The sequence below is a fragment of the Nitrospirillum viridazoti CBAmc genome, assembly GCF_000730165.1.
Classification (GTDB): domain Bacteria; phylum Pseudomonadota; class Alphaproteobacteria; order Azospirillales; family Azospirillaceae; genus Nitrospirillum; species Nitrospirillum viridazoti.
In genome coordinates this window covers 2,091,506-2,111,183 of the sequence record NZ_CP022110.1, presented here as the reverse complement: position 1 = coordinate 2,111,183, position 19,678 = coordinate 2,091,506, and the positions used below count along the sequence as shown (strand labels likewise).

Genomic DNA, 19,678 nt, shown 5'->3' with positions numbered 1-19,678 from the left:
GAAATGACGCTGGATGGGGTGCAGGTTCGGGAAGACGGCCTGGTCGTGGGTTTCCGCTATCACGATGGGCAGCTTGCGGGCTTCGCGGCGAGCGAAGATGGGCTGCGCTTCGACATTCGTTCCGTTGACGGTGCGGAGCGCACGATCCTGAAGGCGGGCGGTGTGATCGACTTCGCCGTCCAGGACTATTGGCCCGGCACCATCCTCTCCACCATTCATCTCTGGCGCTTGGGGGAACCGGCACTGCCACCGTTGGCCGCGCAAGCACTGGACGATCTTTATCAGGGCCGCGCCACGGTGGGCGACCTGTCGACGCTGGTGGCCCGCCAGCGCAGGTACCATCCAGAAGCGTTGATCCTTCACCTTGATTCCAGCTATGGCGGTACCTTCACCTGCCTCTGTGAGTGGGTTCGGCACGTTGACGGAAATACGGCTTAGCCGTACTCTTGCGTCATAGAGTCGGAGACGCCATGTTCCAATGGGACAAACGCAAGGCTGCTGAAAACTTGGCCAAGCACGGCGTCCGATTTGAAGATGCCTGCGCCGTCTTCCGGGATCCGTTCGCCATCGAGTGGCCGGATGAGCGTGAGGATTATGGTGAGGAACGTTTCATCATCATCGGCATGGCGGAGGGGCGGTTGCTTTACCTCGCCTACGCCCTCCGGGGTGATGATATCCGTCTGATCTCCGCGAGAGGAGCTGAGCCCTATGAGCGCCGACGATACCACGATGAAAACGCTTGACCCCGATGCCACCCCTTTCGCGCGCTTTGATGCGATGTCGGAGGAAGAGCGTCACCAGGCTGCGGTGAGCGATCCGGATGCGCGACCGTTGATGCCTGAAGACATGTCCCGTATGCGCCGGGTGCCGCAGGTGCGGACGATGCGTCGAGCGCTGGGGTTGACGCAGGAAGAGTTCGCCGCGCGGTTCCATGTGCCCATCGGGACACTGCGCGACTGGGAACAGGGCCGGAAGGAACCGGACGCCACGGCGAAAGCCTATCTGAAGGTGATCGCCAAGAACCCAGACGTTGTCCAGGAAGCGCTCAAGCGGACCGCCTGAGGTTAATGCGCCCCACCCTCCAGGTAGGCCGCGCGCACCTGTTCGTTGGCCAGCAGCTCGCGCCCTGAGCCCGTCAGCACCACCTCGCCCGAGGCCAGGACATAGGCGCGGTGGGCCAGCTTCAGGGCGTGGTAGGCGTTCTGCTCCACCAGCAGGATGGTCATGCCGCGCTCCCGGTTCAGCTGCTCGATGACCTGGAAGATCTGGCGGATGATGAGGGGGGCGAGGCCCAGCGAGGGCTCGTCCAGCAGCAGCATGCGCGGGCGGCTCATCAGCGCGCGGGAGATGGCCAGCATCTGCTGCTCCCCGCCCGACAGGGTGCCGGCGCGCTGGGCCTGGCGCTTCTCCAGGATGGGGAACAGGCCGTAGCAGGTGGCCAAATCCTCGGCGAAATGCGCGGGGTCGGCCAGGGTGGCGCCCAGCTGCAGGTTCTCCAGCACCGTCATGCGCGGGAAGATGCGCCGCCCCTCCGGCACCTGGGCGATGCCCTGCGTGGCGATCAGGTGCGGGGGGATGCCCACCAGGCTCTTGTCCTGGAACAGGATCTGGCCCTGCGTCGGCTTCGGGTTGCCGCAAATGGTCATCAGCAGGGTGGACTTGCCAGCACCATTGGCGCCGATGAGGGTGACGATCTCCCCCTCGTTCACCGTGACGTTGACGCCGCGCAGGGCGTGCACGGGACCATAGCTGGCGTGGACGTGGGACAGTTGCAGCAGCGGGCCGGCCATCAGTGCGCGTCCCCGCCGGCGTGGGCTGCGTCGTCGGCGTCGGGCTCGCCCAGATAGGCCTTGATCACCCGCTCGTCATTGCGGATTTCGGCCGGCGTGCCGGCGGCGATGCGGGCGCCATGGTCGACGACGAAGATGTGGTCGGAGATATCCATGACCAGGCCCATGTCATGTTCGATCAGCAGGATGCCGATGCCGTGTTCGGCGCGGATGCCGGCCAGCAGCTCGGCCAGCGCCCGGGTTTCGCGCGGGTTCAGGCCGGCGGCCGGCTCATCCAGGCACAGCAACAGCGGGTTGGTGCTCATGGCGCGGGCGATCTCCACCCGGCGCTGCATGCCGTAGGACAGGTTGCCCGCCTCCTCATCCGCCACGGCCAGCAGGTCCAGCCGGCGCAGCCAGTCGCGGGCGGTGTCCACCGCCGCCTCTTCCGCGGCGCGCCAGCCCTTCAGGTTCAGCAGGCCGGCCAGCGAGAAGACGGACCTGGGCATCAGCGCCTGGTGCTGGGCCACCAGCAGATTCTCCAGCACCGTCATGCTGGGGAACAGGCGGATGTTCTGAAAGGTGCGCACGACGCCCGTGCGGGCGACGCCATAGCCCTTCAGCGTCTGCAACTCGATGGGCCCCCGCGTCGGGTGGCGCAACAGCAGCCGGCCGGCCGTGGGTTTGTAGAAGCCCGTCAGGCAGTTGAAGATGGTGGTCTTGCCGGCGCCATTGGGGCCGATCAAGGCGGTGATGCGGTTGCGCTCCGCCGTCAAATCCACGCCGTCCACGGCCAACAGGCCGCCGAAGCGCATGGTCAGGCCCTGAACGTCCAGAAGGGGTTCCGTCATTTCAGGCGGCCTCCGCCACGGGCTTGGGCTTGGCGTTGGACAGCCGGATGGTCGGCAGGCGGCCGGACAGCAGGCCGCCCGGCTTCCAGATCATGATCAGGATCATGGCCAGGCCGAAGGCCAGCATGCGGTAGTCGGCGAAGCCGCGCGCCAGTTCCGGCAGCACGACGATGAACAAGGCCGCGATGATCACGCCCGCCTGGCTGCCCATGCCGCCCAGCACGACAATGGCCAGGATGGTGGCCGACTCCATGAAGCCGAAGCTTTCCGGGCTGACGAAGCCCTGGCGGGCGGCGAAGAAGCAGCCGGCCAGGCCACCCATCAGCGCGCCGGTGGCATAAGCCGAGACCTTCACCATGGTGGGGTTGATGCCCAGCGAGCGGCAGGCGATCTCATCCTCGCGCAACGCCTCCCAGGCGCGGCCGATGGGCAGGCGGCGCAGGCGGGCCACGGTGTAGGCCGCCAGCGCGGTCAGCGCCAGGATGATCAGGTAGAGGAAGATCAGCCGGTGTTCGGGGGCATAGGCGATGCCCGTCACCTCGCTGAAGGTGTGGCCGCCGGCCGGCGCGCGCCGGTCGAAGGTCAGGCTGAACAGGGTGGGCCGGGCGATGCCCGACACGCCGTTGGGCCCGCCGGTCAGGCCCTGCCAGTTCAGGATGACGATGCGGGTGATCTCACCAAACCCCAGGGTGACGATGGCGAGATAATCGCCGCGTAGCCGCAGGATGGGCAGGGACAGCAGCACCGCGAACAGGCTGGACGCCAGCCCTCCCGCCGCCAGCGCCGGCCAGAACCCCCAGTGCAGCTGCGTGGTGGTCAGGGCGCAGGTATAGGCGCCGATGGCGTAGAAGGCGGCGAAGCCCAGATCCAGCAGCCCGGCCAGGCCCACGGTGATGTTCAGGCCCGTCGCCAGCAGGATGTAGATCAGCGCTGTGGTGCCCAGGTCGATGACATAGCGGTTGGCGAAGGGCAGGAAGGGCAGGGCGGCGGCGGCCAGCACCAGCAGCGGCCCGCCCCAAGGGCGCAGGCGCTGGGCGCCCGCCGGCGGGCGCCACGTTGCCAGGGGGGCCGCGGCCTTGGCCAGCGGTGCCGCCAGCAGGCCGAGGATCAACCGGCCCAGGAAGACGACGGCACCGGCCAGGGGCACATAGGCCAGGTTGGCCTGCACCACTAGGCCCTGGTCCAGGTTGACGGTGCGCAGGCCCAGGAAGGGCACGGCCAGCGCCATGGCGACCAGGCCGGCGATGACGGCCTCACGCAGACGGTGCACGAAGGGCATGGCGGGGCCAGTGGGGGAGGGAATGGGTGCGGCCATGACCTCACACCTTCTCGATGTCAGGACGGCCCAGCAGGCCCGAGGGGCGGACCACCAGCACCAGGATCAGGATGGAAAACGCCGCCACGTCCTTGTAGGCGCTGGAGACGTAGCCGGAGAAGAAGGCCTCGATCAGGCCGATCAGCAGGCCGCCCAGCATGGCGCCCGGCAGGCTGCCGATGCCGCCCAGCACGGCGGCGGTGAAGGCCTTCATGCCGGCCAGGAAGCCGATGTAGAAGTCGATGACGCCGTAATAGAGGGTGACCATGACGCCGGCCACCGCCGCCAGCCCGGCCCCCAGCACGAAGGTCAGGGAAATGGTGCGGTCGACGTTGATGCCCAGCAAGGCGGCCATGGTCCGGTCCTGCTCACAGGCCCGCTGGGCGCGGCCCAGGGCGGTGCGGTTGATGACCAGGGTGAACCCGGCCATCAGCGCCACGGTCAGCAGGATGATGAACATCTGGATGTTGGTCAGGCCCAGGCTGAAGTCGCCGTCGTGCCACAGGGTGATGCCGCCCGTCATGACCGGGGGCAGCGACTTCGACCGCGCGCCCTGGGTCAGCATGACGAAGTTCTGCAGCAGGATGGACATGCCGATGGCGGAGATGAAGGGCGCCAGCTTGGGCGCCGTGCGCAGCGGGCGGTAGGCCACGCGCTCGATGGTCCAGCCATAGGCGGCGGTGAAGGTGCAGGAGATAGCCAGCACGATGACCAAGGCCAGCGGCACCGAGGTCACGCCCGCCCCCAGCAGCAGGGTGAAGGTGGTGACGGCGATGAAGGCGCCGATCATGTAAATCTCGCCATGGGCGAAATTGATCATGCGGATGATGCCGTACACCATGGTGTAGCCGATGGCGATCAGTCCGTAGATGGCGCCCAGGGTCAGGCCGTTGATCAAATGCTGTAGGAATGTGCCGACTGCCAGCGTGAAACCCATTGCCGCCTTAACCGCCCCTATCCATGGCTGTCCGGCGTGCTTCGGGCCGATTCCCGCGCCGGCCTTGGCGCGGGTCCGCCATGCCGGGACCGGCTGCGACCTTAACCCTAGTGCGCAGGGGCGGCAAGGCGGGGGCGGGGGGTGCGGGGGTGAAAACGCGCACGCCGCAACATTTTTTACTGGCGGATACCGGTAATTGGCCGGCTAGGCACGCGTCAGCGCGCGTAATTCTCCGGCATTGGTCCTGTTAAATGCTTGTACAGGATGGTCGTCGCCAGGGGTGAGCCATCGACATGGATGGCATAGCCCGGAATGTGGCCCACGGTCTGGAACCCGGCGGAGCGATACAGCGCCCGGCCTTCATCACTGCCGGTGTCCAGCAGCAGCAGGGTGCGGCCCTCCGCCCGGGCCAGCGCCTCGACGGCGGCCATCAGCGCCCGACCGATGCCGCGTTGGCGGGCGTCGGGATGGACCAGCATCTTGGCCACCTCCGCGCGGTGGCGGCCGTTGGGCGGGCCGGCCAGCAGCAGCTGCACCGTGCCCATCAGGCGGTCCCCCAGCCAGGCGCCCAGCAGGCGCCGGCCGCCGGTCTCCAGGCCAGGTCTCAACCCTTGCCAGAAGGCGGTGGCCTCGTCCTCGGCGAAGGGCAGGATGAAGCCGACGCTGGCCCCGCCCAGGACGCAGGCATGCAGGATGCGGCTCAGGGCGGGGGTCTGGGCGTCCAACTCGGTGGCGGGAATTTCGCGGATGGCCAGGGCGGTCATGGTGGCTCAGGGCTTCTCAGGGGCGGGTGATGGCGATGACGTAGTGCGCAGCGTCCGGGCCGGGACAATGGAAGCGGCTGCCGCCCGTCAGGCGATAGCGCAGCGTGTCCCCCGCCGACAGCGCGTGGGGCATGCCGTCCAAGGCCAGTTCCAGCCGCCCGGCCAGCATCCACAAATGATGCTCCAGCCCCGCCACCGGCGGCGCCTGATAGGCGATGACGGCGCCGGGGGGCAGGGTGCCTTCCACCATCTCCGTCATGTAGCCGCTGGCGGGTGGGGAGACGCCCCGGCGGTGGAAGCCGGTTTCAGGATCGGTCCAGACGGGTTGGGACTCGCGGGGGATAAACTGCTGCGGGTCGGCCTCCACCTCCGCCAGCAGGCGGGACATGGGCCGTTCGTAGGCGGTGCATAGCCGCCCCAGCAAAGCGGCGGTGGGGCTGGTCTCCCCCCGCTCCAGCCGGGACAGGGTCGCCCGGCTAATGCCGCTGCGGTCCGCCAACGTCTCCAAGGTCCAGCCGCGCTCCAGGCGCAGGCTGGCTAGGCGGGCGGCCAAGCGTTGGTCGAAGGGATCGGGAGTCTGTTCCATAACGGGAATATTTCCCATATATGAGAAAATCGTCAAGCATCGCTTATCATGCCGCAGCGCAAAATCATCTTATCTTTCGCCCGCGACCTGGGCATGCTGGTCCCTCCGGCCGGTAGCCGGGACAACGATTCCAGAACAAGAGGGGTGACCGATGGGGTCCTGGCAGGGTGGCAAGGGGTGGGCTGGCAGGGACGTCACGCGCCGCTGGATCAACGCCGTCGGCGTACTGGCGCTGGGCGTGGCGCTGGTCGGGCCCGTTGGCGGGCTGCAAGCCAAGGAGACGGCGGCCGCGCCGGCCGCCCTGCTGTCGGGTGGCGCCGTGGCCTCGGCCGACACCTTCGGCACGGGCGCCGGGGCGGAGATCCTGAAGGCCGGCGGCAACGCCGTGGATGCCGCCGTGGCCACAGCCTTCGCCCTGGCCGTCACCTATCCCGAAGCCGGCAACATCGGCGGCGGCGGCTTCATGACCCTGTTCATGGACGGCAAACCCTACTTCATCGACTACCGCGAGGTGGCGCCCAAGGCCGCGACGCGCACCATGTACCTGGACGCCCAGGGCAACGTGATTCCAAAGCTCAGCCTGGTGGGCGCCAAGGCGGCCGGCGTGCCCGGCACCGTCATGGGCCTGTGGGAGGCGCACCACCGCTTCGGCACGCTGCCTTGGGAGCGGGTTATCCAGCCGGCCATTACCCTGGCGGAAAAGGGCTTCCTGCCGTCCGACAAGATCATCGCCTACCGCACCGACATGATGGCGCAGTTCGCGGGCACCAACTTCGCCCAGTACTTCGGCAAGATGGAGCCGGGCAAGACCTTCACCCAGCCGGAACTGGCCGAGACGCTGAAGCGCATCGCCAAGGACGGGCCCAAGGAATTCTACACCGGCAAGACGGCGCAGCTGCTGGTCGCGCAAATGAAGAAGGACGGCGGCCTGATCACGGCGCAGGATCTGGCGGACTATAAGGCCAAGTGGCGGGAGCCCATCCGGTTCACCTGGCAGGGCAACGTCGTCTACACCGCCCCGCCGCCCAGCTCGGGCGGGGAGGCGCTGGCCCAGCTGCTGAAGATGAAGGAGCTGCGCGCCGCGGACTTCAAGGACGTGCCGCTCAACTCCGCCAAGTACATCCACCTGCTGGCGGAGATCGAGAAGCGGGTGTTCGCCGACCGCGCGGAATACCTGGGCGACCCGGACTTCTACAAGGTGCCGGTGGAAAAACTGATCAGCGACGACTACCTGGCCAAGCGGGCCGGAGAGGTCAACCCCACCGCCATTTCCCCCACGCCCGACGTGAAGCCGGGGCTGGAGCCCAACGAGACAACGCACTTCTCCGTCGTCGACAAGTGGGGCAACGCCGTCTCCAACACCTACACCCTGAATTTCGAGTTCGGGAATGGTGAGGTGGTCAGCGGTGCCGGCTTCCTGATGAATGACGAGATGGACGACTTCAGCGCCAAGCCGGGCGTGCCCAACGGCTTCGGTGTGGTGGGCAAGGACGCCAACGCCATCCAGCCGGGCAAGCGCATGCTGTCCTCCATGACCCCCACCATCGTCACCCGCGATGGCAAGGTCAGCCTGGTGCTGGGCACGCCCGGCGGCTCCCGCATCTTCACCGGCGTCTTCCAGGTGATGAGCGACGTCTATGACTTCCACATGCCCTTGCAGGCGGCGGTGGCGGCCCAGCGGGTGCACCATCAACTGCTGCCCAAGGACACCATCTATTACGACCCCTACGCCCCGCTGACGGGGCCGGAGGCCGACAAGCTGAAGGCCATGGGCTACACGCTGGTGAACCAGGGTTGGAACATGGGCGATGTGGAGGCCGTGCAGGTGATCGGAACCGAGCTGCAAACCGCGTCCGACCCGCGCGGACGCGGCGCGGGACAGGTGGTTCGCTGAGCATAACCTATTGTTCTTATTGGAGAATGGGCCGGGCGCGTAAAGTTCCCGGCCCATTCATAATTACGGTCGCATTAAGGCAAACATCGCCCTTAAATCGTCAACATCCGCCTCCAGGATACGAGCCATGGGAAGCCGATGACGGCACGAGCCGACAAGCGAGCATCCCCTTTTTGGAGGTAAGATCATGACGAGCGATTTCCTGCGTCTGGCGAAGGTAAAGCGCTTTGCCGCGGTTGCCGCACTGGTCGTGGTCGGGGTCGCCGCATCATCCGGCCTGACCGCGACCAAGGCGAACGCCGACGAGTATTGGGGCCATCACCACCACGACTACTACCGCCACCACGACTACTATCGTGGCCCGCGGGTCTACGTGGCCCCGCCGTACTACTACGGCCCGCCCCGCCCGGTGTACGTGCCGCCCCCGGTGTACTACGCGCCCCCGCCGCCGCCCCCGGTCTACTATCCGTCGGCTGGCCTGAACGTGGTCATTCCCATCCGCTAATCCCTTAACCCCAATGATTTAGCCGGCATCAAGCCCGGCCCCGGGGCGGAGTCCTGCCTGGTTCCGCCCCGGCCTTGGAAGCAGTGAGGCCATCATGTTGAAGAAAGCTGTCGTCGTCGTTGTCGCCGGGTCCCTGCTGGCCGGCTGCTCCGGCCTGAATGCCCGCCAGCAGCGCGCCCTGTCCGGTGGCGCCATCGGCGCCGCGGGTGGCGCCGCCCTGACGGCCATCGTCGGCGGCCCGGTCCTGGCGGGTGCCGCCATCGGCGCGGCCGGTGGTGCGGCCGTGGGCGCCCTGATCAAACCCTGAGGAATCAAGCCCTGAGGCTGGTTCCAGTTCGTTTCCCTGTAGTTCTTCTCATTCCCTGTTTCCCGTCCCATACCTTTCCAAGCCCGGCCGGTTTCGACCCGCCGGGCTTTTTCTGCGCCGGTTTCATGGCGGTTGGGGCATTCCACAGCATCGTTTGCGGGATAACGCCGAAGGGGCATGCGCCTTGGGAATTCCGGCTGATCTTGTCCGGCTGGCAACAAGCTGCTAGGGTCCCCGCCGCTCGCAAACACCCAGGTTAAAGTTGAAGCACCATGAAGGTTAACGCCAACACCATGCGCCCCGGCCACGTTATGGAGAATAACGGCAAGCTGTGGGTGGTCGTGAAGACGCAGATCGTGCAGCCCGGCAAGGGCGGCGCTTTCATCCAGATCGAGATGAAGGACGTGCGCACGGGCACCAAGACGATCGAGCGCTTCCGCACCCAGGAAAGCGTGGAGCGTGCGCGCCTGGACGAACATGAGATGACCTTCCTGTTCGCCGAAGAGGGTGACAGCTACACCTTCATGGACAAGGAAACCTTCGAGCAGGTTTCCATCCCCGGCGATGTCGTCGGCGACGGCAAGGTCTTCCTGACCGACGGCATGGAAGTGACGGTGCAGACCTTCGAAGGCGCGCCGCTGTCCGTCGAGCTGCCGCAGACCGTGACCCTGCGGATCACCGAGGCCGATCCGGTGGTGAAGGGCCAGACGGCCTCTTCCTCGTACAAGCCGGCCGTGCTGGAAAACGGTGTGCGCATCCTGGTTCCGCCGCACATCGAGGCCGGCACCCGCGTGGTGGTCAGCACCGCCGAGGGCGAATACATGGAACGCGCGAAGGACTAAGCCTCCTTCCGCCGTCGCCCTCGGAGCGACAGGTTCGTTGCCAGAGCGAATTCCGCCTTCCGGTGGAATTCGCTCTCGGCTTTTATGGTAGGGCGGTCCCCCGGGGACCTGCCTGTGATGAGATCAAAAGGGACACCCCATGGCCGCCCGTTCCGCTATCCTCAACGTCATGACCAAAGCCGCCGAGAAGGCGGGCCGCGCCCTGGTGCGCGACTTTGGTGAGGTGGAGCAGCTGCAGGTTTCCCGCAAGGGTCCGGCGGACTTCGTGTCCGCCGCCGACCGCAAGTCGGAAAACATCATCCGCGAGGAACTGTCCAAGGCCCGCCCCAGCTTCGGCTTCCTGCTGGAGGAAGGGGGCAGCGTGGCCGGCAGCGATCCGTCGCACCGCTGGATCGTCGATCCGCTGGACGGCACCACCAACTTCCTGCACGGCCTGCCGCACTGGGCCATCACCATCGCGCTGGAGAAGGAAGGCGAGATCGTCGCCGGTGTGGTGTATGAGCCGGTGCATGATGAGATGTTCTGGACGGAGAAGGGCGCCGGCGCCTTCCTCAACCACACCCGTCTGCGCGTCTCCGCCCGCCGCAACCTGCCCGACGCGCTGATCGCCACCGGCATCCCCTTCAAGGGCCACGGCGACCACGCCGCCTACCTGCCGCAGCTGCAGGCGGTGATGGGCGAGGTGGCCGGCATCCGCCGCCTGGGCGCAGCCGCCCTGGACCTGGCCTATGTCGCCGCCGGCCGCTTCGACGGCTTCTTCGAGACCAACCTGAAGCCTTGGGACGTGGCCGCGGGTCTGCTGATGGTGACCGAGGCCGGTGGCTTTGCCACCGAGATCGGTGGCGGCAAGGTTCCGCAGAGCGGCGCCAGCGTGCTGGCCGCCAATTCCCACCTGCACCTGCCGCTGGGCACCCTGCTGCGCAACGCCGGCAAGAAGAAGGCCGCCGGCTGACGGGTTTATCCCTCACCGCGCCTGACTGGTGGAAACGGCCCGGACGTTCCTGTCCGGGCCGTTTCATTTTCAGGTGACGGGCAGCGTCACCCGGGCGTCCAGTCCCCCACCCGGCCGGTTGGACAGGATGATGTCACCGCCATGGGCGCGGATGATGGCGAGCGCGGCGGTCAGCCCCAGGCCCACGCCCCCCGTGACCCGGTTGCGGGACCGGTCCAGGCGGAAGAAGGGGCTGAACACCTGGTCCAGCGCGTCGTCCGGGATGCCCGGCCCGTCATCCCGCACGGTGATCGCCAGCATTCCGCGCGCGTCTTGGGCCGCTCCGTTGTGCGCCGGCACTTCTTCAAGGGTCACCGTCGGCGGTGTCGCGTGCCTAATGGCGTTCTCGATCAGATTGGTGAACGCGCGTTTCAGCGCGAACGGCCGGCCGCGATAGACCGCATGGGGCGGCCCGGTATAGGGAATGGTGATGCCCTGGTCGGCGAATTCGTCGGCGATGGTGGTCAGCAGCCCCGCGAGGTCGAAGGCCGTCACGGCCTCTTCATCCGCGTCGTCGCGGAAAAAGGCCAAGGCCCCGTCCACCATGGCCTGCATCTCGTCCACATCGCGGAACAGCCGCGCCTGTTGCACCGGATCCTCCACGAATTCGCCGCGCAGCCGCATGCGGGTCAGGGGGGTGCGCAGGTCGTGAGAAATGGCCGCCAGCATGGCGGTGCGGTATCCCACGAACTTCTGGATCTGCCCCTGCATATCATTGAAGGCCTGAATGACGCCGCGCAGTTCGCGGGGTCCCGACTCGATGATGGGGGGCGCCTTGGGATCGGTGCCGAATTGCCGCGCGGCGGCGGCGATGCGTTCGATGGGGCGGGACAGTTGCCGCGCCGCGATCAGCGAAACGGCCGCGGCCGACAGCAACAGCAGCACCAGGGTGATGGCGACGCGGGAAAGGCGCACCAGATCCCGCGACCAGTCCCGGGCCATGTAGACCAGCCAGCTGCCGTCCCTCAGCGGCACGCCCAGGAAGCGTGGACGCGGGTGCGTTCCCACGTCGGCCCGCAGACCCAGGCGCCCGGCGTCCGCTGCCGTCGCCGTGAACACCAGGGCTCGCCGGCCCAGCGCCTCCAGCCAGGGGCTGGGCAGGGGATGGATGTCCTCCGGTCCCGATTCCCGGTCCAGCGCCACCGCCAGGGGGCTCGCCGCGTCGTACCAGTCGACCTCATACAGCTTGGTCGAAGCCGCGCGGGCCAGGGTCGGCCGCATCTCCGGCGGGGCGACGTCTATAGCGTGGCTGATGCTGGTGACCGCCTGGAACAGGCCGGCCTCGTTGGCGGGCGAAGACAGCCAGCTTCCGGCGAAGCTGACGGCCAGGGCGCTCAAGGTCGCGGCCACCGTCACCGCCGCCATGATGGTCAGGGCGAAACGACGGGCGATGGTGTCCTGCGGCCACGGCGACTTCATTGCCGCCGGACCTGGGGCGTGAAGATATAGCCGCCGTTGCGGACGGTGCGGATCAGGGCGGGATTTTTGGGGTCGTCCTCCAGCTTATGGCGCAGGCGGCTGACCTGCACGTCGATGCTGCGGTCGTAAGCCGCGTGGCTCTGGCCGCGCGCCAAGTCCAGCAGCTGGTCGCGGGTCAGCACACGCTGGGGATGCTCCACGAAGGCCAGCAGCAGGTCGAACTCCCCGCCCGACAGCAGCACCAGGGTGCCATCCTCCGACCGAAGTTCCCGCCGCGCCACGTCCAGCCGCCAGCCGGCGAAACTGAGGCAGGGGCGGGTTTCAACGGGCTGGCCGGCGGCCTCGCCGGTCCGGCGCAGCACGGCCTTGACCCGGGCCAGCAGCTCGCGTGCGTCGAAGGGCTTGGTCAGGTAGTCGTCGGCGCCGATCTCCAGCCCCACGACGCGGTCGGTATGGTCGGCCATGGCGGTCAGCATAATGACCGGCATGCGCGACGCCGCGCGCAAGGTCCGGCACAGGCTGAAGCCGTCCTCGCCGCGCAGCATGATGTCCAGGATGACCAGGTCGACGGGGCCCGCCGCCAGGGCCGCCCGCATGCCCGCGCCGTCCTCGGCCACCCGCACGGCATAGCCGTGCCGTTGGAAGAACAGGGTCAGCAGGGACAGGATGTCCTCGTCGTCATCGACGATCAGCAGGGTTGGCTGCTGGGCAGGGGCAGGCAGTGGGGTGGGCTGGGGCGTCATGGGTCCGCATGCTAGCACGCGCGGGCGCCCCGCTTTGTGTCCGTTGTCCCGGGCAATTGTTTCAAGCCGGACACATTGTGCCCGTCCGGCAGCAAAGCCGACATCAGCCGTCAAGAATCGGGGCTTAGGGTCCAGCCTCGTTCCGGCGGCCGACGGGTTGGGGCCTGGCCGCCGGGCGCCGTTTCCCCAAAGCCGAGAGGCCACGCGCCCCATGCTCTCCCGCACATCCGTTTCCGTTTTTGGCGCCGCGCTGCTGGCCGGCGCCACCCTTTCCGCCGTTCCGGCCCTGGCTGATGATCCTGCCGCTTCCCAGACCCGCCAGCCGCCGGTCTGGGACATCACCGTCGGCGGCGGCGTCGCCGTGCGCCCAAACTACGAGGGCAGCGACCATTACCGGGTGGCACCGTTGCCGCTGGTCACCATCCGCTATGACGACATGCTGGCCCTGGGGCCGGAGGGGCTCAGCGCCTATTGGCACCAGGGCAATGTGCGTGTCGGCGCTGCCCTGACATTCGATCCCGGCCGGAACGACAGCAATACCAACGGCCTTTTCAGCAACGGCGACGACCGCCTCAAGGGCCTGGGCGACATCGACACGTCGCTGGGCGTCAAGCTCTTCGGCGCCTATCAACTGGGCCGCATCAGCCTGGACGCGTCCGTCACCAAGTACACGGGCGACCAGAACGACGGCGTGGTGGTGACAGCCGGTGCAGGCCTGCCGTTCAAGCTGGCCGACCATCTGATCCTGACGCCGCACGTGGGCACCACCTGGGCCAACGACAACTATATGCAGACGTACTTCGGCGTCACGCCGGTGCAGGCGGCCCATTCCCGCTTCGCGGCCTACACCGCCGGCTCCGGCTTCAAGGATGTCAGCGCCGGTATCGGCGCCCTGTACCGTTTCAACGAGCACTGGTTCGTCACGGGCGACGTGTCGGTGAAACGCCTGTTGGGCGACGCCGCCGACAGCCCAGTCACCTACGATGCCACCAGCGCCCGCGCCTTCACGGCGGTGGGCTATCGCTTCTGAAAGGGAAACGCCCCCGGCGCCAGCGGCTCCGGGGGCGTTTTGATCCATCCGCGCCGGTGCTTAAGCCAGTTGCGCCTCCACGGCCTGGATGATGGCCTCATTGGACGGGCGGAAGACCGAGGACCAATAGCGCACCAGGCGGCCGTCCTTGCCCAGCAGGTACTTGTGGAAGTTCCAGCGGGGGGCGGCGTCCTCGCCCGCCACGTTGACCAGCCAGTTGAAGAAGGGATGGGCCTCGGCGCCGATCACCACTTCCTTATCGGCCATGGTGAACTCAACCCCGTAGTTGCGCTGGCAGAAGGCGCCGATTTCCGAAGCCGAGCCTGGCTCCTGCTTGCCGAAATCATTGGACGGCACGCCCAGCACCACCAGGCCCCGGGGGCCGTACTTGGCGTGCAGGGCCTGCAGATCCTCATACTGGTTGGTGAAGCGGCAGTTGCTGGCGGTGTTGACCACCAGCACCGGCTGCCCGGCGTAGGCGGCCAGCGGAACGGCGCCCTTGCCGCCCAAGCGCTGGAAGGAGAAGGCGTGGGCGGAAGTGGTGGCGGCGGTCTGCGACTGGGGCAGCATGGGGTGGGCTCCTGGCCGGTGATCTGGCGTGGGCTGGCCTTCGGGATAGGCGTCAGCGTTAATCGATAATTTAGAACTATTCTAAACTAGGCGTATCCGTCAAGCCCCGTTTAGGTGGCAAAGAACGGGTATGGCAGGGCTGCGAAACAGCGCAGGCGGGACCAAGGGGTGATAAAAAGGTTGCGCCGAACATGGATCGGCCACATTTCCAAGGTCTAGTCAGCCTGCTGAAAGTCGTCACCCGCATGCGTCGTTTCAAGATGTGTTCCTTACCCGCCGTGGTTGTCGTGGCCGTTGCAGTGCTGGCGATGCCAGTCCACGCCCAGACGATCGCGCCGCAAGCCACCGGACCGCAAACCGACGCCGCCCCGTCCGCAGGGGCCCAGGCCGAGACCCAGCAGGCCGCGCCGAAGCCGGCCGCCAAGCCCAAGGCCACCAAGCAGAAGGCGGCCAAGCCACCCCCGGCGCCGGCCGTGCCCGGCCAATCCACGGAAAGCCAGTCGGGCAAGGCGACCACGCCGCCCGCCTCCGGCGAGCTGGGTGTGCCCACGGTCGGCCGCGCGCCGGCGGCGCCCAAGCCCAAGGTGGTGCCCGTGCCGGACATGCCCAAGCCCCTGACCAAGCCGGAGGCGACCCCCATCCCAGGTCATGCGGCGGAACCGGAGGGCGCGGCCCCGCCCGTCACCACGGACATCCGCCCGCGCGGCACCACCCATGTGGAGAAGGGCACGCCCGCCACCCAGGCCGATCACCAGACCGTGCCCTTCGCCGCCGGCTCCTCCACCCTGGACAAGAAGCAGGAGGCGGCCCTGGTGGCCATCGCCGGACGCCTGGGGCAGGATGCCAACCGCCGGCTGGAGATCCGGGGGTTCGCGCCCCTGCCGGCCTTGGACAGGGAGGCCGCCGCCCGGCGCCTGTCCCTGTTCCGCGCCATGGCCGTGCGGGACCGCCTGATGGCCTTGGGCGTGGCCAAGGAACGCCTGGTGATCTACGCCATGGGGTCCGTCAACGGCAATGAGGACGACAAGAACGCCGTGCGCGGGGCCGCCAAAGGCTCGGACCTGCCGGCGGAAGCCTTCGACCGGGTGGAACTGACCTTCATCCACTGAGCATTCCCAAGCGGTCCGGGACGGTGGCAGCCGCCCGGGTAAGCCGCGATAGCGATAAAGGAAAAAACGTGTCGCGCCCCACCCCCTATCTCTTCCGCATGTGCGTGTTCCTGGCGGCCATAGCCGCGGTGATGGGGGTGCTCTACCCGCAGGTGGAACGGTTCTTCATGGCCAACCCGGCCTTGAACGGCCTGATCCTGGGCGCGCTGGCCATCGGCATCCTTTACATTTTTCGCCAGGCCCTGATGCTGCGGCCGGAGGTGGAATGGCTTGAGACCTTCCGCAGCGGCGGCGCCACCTCCACCCAGCCGCGGTTGCTGGCCCCCATGGCCCATATGCTGGGGGACCGCGGCCGGGGCGGGACGGCCGGCATGAACGGCAGCCGCCTCAACCTGTCGGCCATCGCCACCCGGTCCCTGCTGGACGGCGTCAGCGCCCGCCTGGACGAAAGCCGGGAGATCAGCCGCTATCTCATCGGCCTCATGATCTTCTTAGGGTTGCTGGGCACCTTCTGGGGCCTGTTGCAGACCGTCTCCACCATCGGCGGCGTCATCTCCGGCCTCAAGATGGGCAACGGCGACGCGGTCGCCATCTTCTCCGAACTGCAGCAGGGCCTGGCGGCTCCTCTGGCCGGCATGGGCACGGCCTTCAGCGCCAGCCTGTTCGGCCTGGCCGGGTCCCTGGTGCTGGGCTTCCTGGAGCTGCAGGCCGGGCAGGCGCAGAACCGCTTCTACATGGATCTGGAGGATTGGCTGGCCGGCTCTACCCGCATCGGCGGCGGCGGCTTGGTGGAGGTGGGCGACCAGCCCGTGCCGGCCTATATCCAGGCCCTGCTGGAAACCACCGCCGAGAACATCGAGAAGCTGCAGTACACGATGGCGCAGGGGGAGGACAACCGCCGCAACGCCAACAACCACTTGGTGGCGCTGACGGAACGGCTGGCCACCCTTTCGGACCAGATGAAGGCGGAACAGCAGCTGATGGTGCGCCTGGCGGAAGGCCAGATGGAAATGCGGCCCGTGCTGCAGCGCCTGGCCGACCAGCTGGGACAGGCGGGGGGCCTGGGCGGTGGCGGCATGGACGATGCCAGCCGCGCCCACCTGCGCAACCTGGACCTCTACCTCGCCCGCCTGGTGGAGGAGGTGGCCACCGGCCGCGTCCAGTCCACCCAGGAAATCCGCACCGAAATCAAGATCCTGACCCGCACCATCGCGGCGCTGGGCGAAGGGGCGGAGCGCTAAGCCATGGCGGGCATCGGCCGGCGGGCCTCGCGCCGCCATCTCGACATCTGGCCCGGTTGGGTGGACGCGCTGTCCTCCCTGGTCATGGTCATCGTCTTCCTGCTGATGGTGTTCGTGCTGTCGCAGTTCGCGCTCACCTCCCTGCTGCACGGCAAGGATGAGGCGCTGGCCCAGCTGAACAGCCGTATCGCGCTGCTGGCCGACCAATTGGCCATGGAGCAGGCGGACAAGGCCAAGCTGGCCGCCGACATGGCGACCCTGACGGAGCAGCTGCAGGCGTCGCTCGCCAAGAACACCCAGCTGCAGGCGGACCTCGACGTGGCCGGCAAGGCCAAGGACGACCTGGCGGCGCAAGTGCAGGCCCTGACCGATGCCGCCGGCGCCAAGCAGGCGGAACTGGACAATGAGAAGAACGTCAGCGCCCAGGCCAAGGCGCAGGTCGACCTGCTGAACCAGCAGCTGGCGGCGCTCCGCCAGCAACTGGCGCAGCTGAACGCCGCGCTAGCCGCGTCGGAGCAGAAGGATAAGGAACAGCAGGTCCAGATCGTGGATCTGGGCAAACGCCTGAACGCCGCCCTGGCCGGCAAGGTGGCGGAACTGGCCCGCTACCGCTCCGAATTCTTCGGCAAGCTGCGCGAGGTGTTGGGCGACCGGCCGGACATCCGCATTGTCGGCGACCGCTTCGTCTTCCAGTCCGAGGTGCTGTTCGACAGCGGCAGTGCTGAGCTGGGTGACCGGGGCCGCAAGCAGCTGGCCAGCCTGGCCAAGACGCTGCTGGACATCTCCAAGAAATTTCCCAAGGACCTGAACTGGATCCTGCGCGTGGACGGCCATACCGATGCCGTGCCCATCCACACCCCCGCCTTCGCCAGCAACTGGGAACTGTCCTCGGCCCGCGCCACGGCGGTGGTGAAGTTCCTGATCCAGCAGGGCGTGGCGCCGGAGCGCCTGGCCTCCACCGGCTTCGGCGAGTTCCAGCCGCTGGAACCCGGCGACACCCCCGACGTCCGCGCCCGCAACCGCCGCATCGAGCTGAAGCTGGATCAGCGGTAAGCGGCCCCATCCTCGAACAGGGACCGGTCTTCCTGGAACCGCTGCGCCAGGAAATCGGTCACCGCGCGGACGGCGGGGGCCCTGCCATCTTGCCGTCGCGTTACCATCCACAGCTCCCGAGGCGGTGGCGCTGGTTCCAGTGGGCAGGCAAGCAGTCCTTCCGTCGTCCGGCCGGTAAAATGCGGCAGCAGGGCGACACCGGCCCCAGCCTGGGCGGCGGCTGCCTGGGCGAATTGGTTGCCGGCGCGGAAGGCGATCCGAGCGCGGGGGAAGTGGCGTGCCAGCCACATGGCTTCGGGTAGATGGGCGTTGGCTTCGTCGAAGCCGACGAAGTTCGGGGATGCGCCCATCGTCAACTGTCGGCACCAGTCCCGGGAAGCATAGAACCCGAACCCCATGGACACGACTGGCCGGGCCGTCAGATCGCCATCCTGCGGCTTGGCCAAGCGCAGCCCGATGTCGGCTTCCCGCCGCTCCAGGCTGACGGCACGTATATCCGACGCTACTTCGATATCCAGGCTGGGATGGCACGCTGCCAGGGTGGCCAGGCGGGCCACCAGATAGCCCTGCGTCAGGCCGGGCGTTGCGTTGACCCGCACCAGCCCTCGCGGCCCCGCCTCGGCGCTATCTCGGCCCAAGGTCGCGGCGGCAATTTCCATGTCGGTGGCGGCGTTCAGCGCCCGTTGGCCGGCGAGCGTCAGGACATAGCCGTCCGGCCGCCGTTCCACCAGCCGATTGCCCAGCGTTTGCTCCAGGGAGGCAACCCGCCGTGCCACCGTGGCGTGATTTACCGACAGGGCGCGTGCCGCCGCCGACAGGCTGCCGTGGCGAGCCAGCGCGACAAAGACACGGATGTCCTCCCAATCGGTCCTTGTGCGAATTTGATCAGCCATTGTGGGAAAATAGCAAATTTTCTCTCAGGGGCCCATGGCCTATTCATGCCTGGACCCCGCTTGCTAAAGGACGCCCCCACCCATGGCCGCCCACACCCTGACGCTGACCCTGGTCGGCGGTCCCACCGCCCTGATCGAGGTGGGCGGCTTTCGCCTGCTCACCGACCCGACCTTCGACCCGCCGGGCCTGTACCGGGAGGCGCCGGTACGGTTCGAGAAGACGTCGGGCCCGGCCTTGTCCCCAGGGGAGATTGGTCTGCTGGATGGAGTCCTCCTGACCCATGACCAGCATTTCGACAACCTGGACAACGCTGGCCGGGCCCTGCTGCCTACCACGCCCGTCACCTACACCACCCTGGCCGGCGCCGGGCGGCTGGAGGGCAACGCCGTGGGTTTGGCGCCATTCGAAACGCGGGAATTACAGGCCGCCGATGGGCGCCGGCTGTTCATCACCGCCACGCCGGCGCGCCACGGACCCGTGGGTATCGAGCCCATTTCCGGTGACGTCGTGGGCTTTCTGCTGGGCTTGGACCAGCCGGGCGACACCCTCTACGTCACCGGGGACACTGTCTGGTACGACGGTACCGCCGAAGTCGCCCGCCGGTTCGCACCCAAGGTGGTGATGCTGTTCACGGGCGCTGCGGAGCCGCGCGGCCGTTTCCACATGACCATGGACAGCAACGACGCTTTGGAGGCGGCGCATGCCTTTCCTGATGCTGCGCTGGTCGCTGTCCATAACGAGGGATGGGTGCACTTCAAGGAGAGCGCCACGGAATTGGCGACCGCCTTCGCGACCCTGGGCGCCGCCACCCGCCTCACACCCCTGGACCGGGGCGTGCCCCGGCCATTCACGCTTTGA

23 protein-coding genes are annotated in these 19,678 nt (G+C 67.6%); 13 read left to right on the top strand and 10 right to left on the bottom strand.

All coding sequences use genetic code 11. The features are described from left to right. Positions 1 to 3: 3 nt before the first annotated feature. Genes Y958_RS09720 through Y958_RS32335 form a run of 3 tightly spaced genes read left to right on the top strand, consistent with a single transcriptional unit; the run spans position 4 to position 1,062 of the window. Positions 4 to 438, top strand: a complete 435-nt coding sequence (locus tag Y958_RS09720; RefSeq protein ID WP_088871825.1) for a hypothetical protein — start codon at positions 4 to 6, stop codon at positions 436 to 438. A gap of 32 nt (positions 439 to 470) precedes the next feature. Next, entirely contained in the window at positions 471 to 743 is a 273-nt protein-coding gene (locus tag Y958_RS09715) for a BrnT family toxin (protein ID WP_088871824.1), read from the top strand. Further along, positions 709 to 1,062: a helix-turn-helix domain-containing protein gene (locus Y958_RS32335; RefSeq protein WP_088871823.1), complete on the top strand. Its 354-nt coding sequence runs from the start codon at positions 709 to 711 to the stop codon at positions 1,060 to 1,062. The genes Y958_RS09715 and Y958_RS32335 overlap by 35 nt, the downstream gene beginning before the upstream one ends. Before the next feature lie 2 nt (positions 1,063 to 1,064). Here Y958_RS32335 and Y958_RS09705 read toward each other — a convergent pair whose 3' ends face one another. The 6 genes from Y958_RS09705 to Y958_RS09680 all read right to left on the bottom strand — a co-directional run bounded on the left by Y958_RS09705 (position 1,065) and on the right by Y958_RS09680 (position 6,222). Next, the gene (locus tag Y958_RS09705) at positions 1,065 to 1,790 is read right to left on the bottom strand and encodes an ABC transporter ATP-binding protein (protein ID WP_088871822.1); all 726 of its coding nucleotides are present in this window, start codon (positions 1,788 to 1,790) and stop codon (positions 1,065 to 1,067) included. Next, entirely contained in the window at positions 1,790 to 2,620 is an 831-nt protein-coding gene (gene livG / locus Y958_RS09700; protein WP_088871821.1) for a high-affinity branched-chain amino acid ABC transporter ATP-binding protein LivG, read from the bottom strand. Before livG ends, Y958_RS09705 begins: the two co-directional genes overlap by 1 nt. 1 nt (position 2,621) lies before the next feature. Further along, a complete protein-coding gene (gene livM / locus Y958_RS09695; RefSeq protein WP_088871820.1) occupies positions 2,622 to 3,935 on the bottom strand; it encodes a high-affinity branched-chain amino acid ABC transporter permease LivM in 1,314 nt (437 codons plus the stop codon). Between the two features lie 4 nt (positions 3,936 to 3,939). Beyond that, entirely contained in the window at positions 3,940 to 4,872 is a 933-nt protein-coding gene (locus tag Y958_RS09690) for an ABC transporter permease subunit (RefSeq protein ID WP_088871819.1), read from the bottom strand. Between the two features lie 215 nt (positions 4,873 to 5,087). After that, complete coding sequence (locus tag Y958_RS09685; protein ID WP_088871818.1) at positions 5,088 to 5,636, bottom strand: GNAT family N-acetyltransferase; 549 nt, start codon at positions 5,634 to 5,636, stop codon at positions 5,088 to 5,090. A gap of 16 nt (positions 5,637 to 5,652) precedes the next feature. Next, on the bottom strand, positions 5,653 to 6,222 hold the full coding sequence (locus Y958_RS09680; RefSeq protein WP_186291143.1) for a helix-turn-helix domain-containing protein: 570 nt from the start codon (positions 6,220 to 6,222) through the stop codon (positions 5,653 to 5,655). A 151-nt stretch (positions 6,223 to 6,373) separates the two neighbouring features. On the opposite strand from Y958_RS09680, the gene ggt reads away from it, so the two are divergent. The 5 genes from ggt (at position 6,374) to Y958_RS09655 (ending at position 10,722) form a co-directional block, all read left to right on the top strand. Then, positions 6,374 to 8,116 (top strand): gamma-glutamyltransferase, encoded by a 1,743-nt coding sequence (gene ggt, locus Y958_RS09675; protein ID WP_244909251.1) that lies wholly within the window; start codon positions 6,374 to 6,376, stop codon positions 8,114 to 8,116. 187 nt (positions 8,117 to 8,303) lie between these two features. Then, positions 8,304 to 8,621 (top strand): hypothetical protein, encoded by a 318-nt coding sequence (locus Y958_RS09670; RefSeq protein ID WP_088871816.1) that lies wholly within the window; start codon positions 8,304 to 8,306, stop codon positions 8,619 to 8,621. A 94-nt stretch (positions 8,622 to 8,715) separates the two neighbouring features. Continuing rightward, complete coding sequence (locus Y958_RS09665; RefSeq protein ID WP_088871815.1) at positions 8,716 to 8,928, top strand: hypothetical protein; 213 nt, start codon at positions 8,716 to 8,718, stop codon at positions 8,926 to 8,928. 272 nt (positions 8,929 to 9,200) lie between these two features. Continuing rightward, positions 9,201 to 9,770, top strand: a complete 570-nt coding sequence (efp, locus tag Y958_RS09660) for an elongation factor P (RefSeq protein WP_004271878.1) — start codon at positions 9,201 to 9,203, stop codon at positions 9,768 to 9,770. A gap of 139 nt (positions 9,771 to 9,909) precedes the next feature. Then, positions 9,910 to 10,722, top strand: a complete 813-nt coding sequence (locus tag Y958_RS09655; RefSeq protein WP_004271877.1) for an inositol monophosphatase family protein — start codon at positions 9,910 to 9,912, stop codon at positions 10,720 to 10,722. A 69-nt stretch (positions 10,723 to 10,791) separates the two neighbouring features. Here Y958_RS09655 and Y958_RS09650 read toward each other — a convergent pair whose 3' ends face one another. Both Y958_RS09650 and Y958_RS09645 read right to left on the bottom strand, forming a co-directional pair. Then, positions 10,792 to 12,180 (bottom strand): ATP-binding protein, encoded by a 1,389-nt coding sequence (locus tag Y958_RS09650; protein ID WP_088871814.1) that lies wholly within the window; start codon positions 12,178 to 12,180, stop codon positions 10,792 to 10,794. Beyond that, positions 12,177 to 12,923: a response regulator gene (locus tag Y958_RS09645; protein ID WP_088871813.1), complete on the bottom strand. Its 747-nt coding sequence runs from the start codon at positions 12,921 to 12,923 to the stop codon at positions 12,177 to 12,179. Before Y958_RS09645 ends, Y958_RS09650 begins: the two co-directional genes overlap by 4 nt. A gap of 211 nt (positions 12,924 to 13,134) precedes the next feature. On the opposite strand from Y958_RS09645, the gene Y958_RS09640 reads away from it, so the two are divergent. After that, positions 13,135 to 13,953, top strand: coding sequence for a MipA/OmpV family protein (locus Y958_RS09640; RefSeq protein WP_186291142.1), 819 nt, complete (start codon positions 13,135 to 13,137; stop codon positions 13,951 to 13,953). A 60-nt stretch (positions 13,954 to 14,013) separates the two neighbouring features. On the opposite strand, the gene Y958_RS09635 is transcribed toward Y958_RS09640, so the two are convergent. Beyond that, positions 14,014 to 14,523, bottom strand: coding sequence for a glutathione peroxidase (locus Y958_RS09635; protein ID WP_088871812.1), 510 nt, complete (start codon positions 14,521 to 14,523; stop codon positions 14,014 to 14,016). A 191-nt stretch (positions 14,524 to 14,714) separates the two neighbouring features. On the opposite strand from Y958_RS09635, the gene Y958_RS09630 reads away from it, so the two are divergent. The 3 genes from Y958_RS09630 (at position 14,715) to Y958_RS09620 (ending at position 17,926) form a co-directional block, all read left to right on the top strand. Continuing rightward, positions 14,715 to 15,632, top strand: a complete 918-nt coding sequence (locus Y958_RS09630) for an OmpA family protein (protein WP_145727889.1) — start codon at positions 14,715 to 14,717, stop codon at positions 15,630 to 15,632. Between the two features lie 68 nt (positions 15,633 to 15,700). Beyond that, positions 15,701 to 16,873, top strand: a complete 1,173-nt coding sequence (locus tag Y958_RS09625; RefSeq protein ID WP_088871810.1) for a flagellar motor protein MotA — start codon at positions 15,701 to 15,703, stop codon at positions 16,871 to 16,873. A gap of 3 nt (positions 16,874 to 16,876) precedes the next feature. Further along, positions 16,877 to 17,926 (top strand): peptidoglycan -binding protein, encoded by a 1,050-nt coding sequence (locus Y958_RS09620; RefSeq protein WP_088871809.1) that lies wholly within the window; start codon positions 16,877 to 16,879, stop codon positions 17,924 to 17,926. Here Y958_RS09620 and Y958_RS09615 read toward each other — a convergent pair. Next, complete coding sequence (locus Y958_RS09615; RefSeq protein ID WP_088871808.1) at positions 17,917 to 18,819, bottom strand: LysR family transcriptional regulator; 903 nt, start codon at positions 18,817 to 18,819, stop codon at positions 17,917 to 17,919. The two genes, Y958_RS09620 and Y958_RS09615, sit on opposite strands and share 10 nt — an antisense overlap. Before the next feature lie 82 nt (positions 18,820 to 18,901). Between Y958_RS09615 and Y958_RS09610 the strand changes: the two genes are divergently transcribed. Then, on the top strand, positions 18,902 to 19,678 hold the full coding sequence (locus Y958_RS09610; RefSeq protein WP_088871807.1) for an MBL fold metallo-hydrolase: 777 nt from the start codon (positions 18,902 to 18,904) through the stop codon (positions 19,676 to 19,678).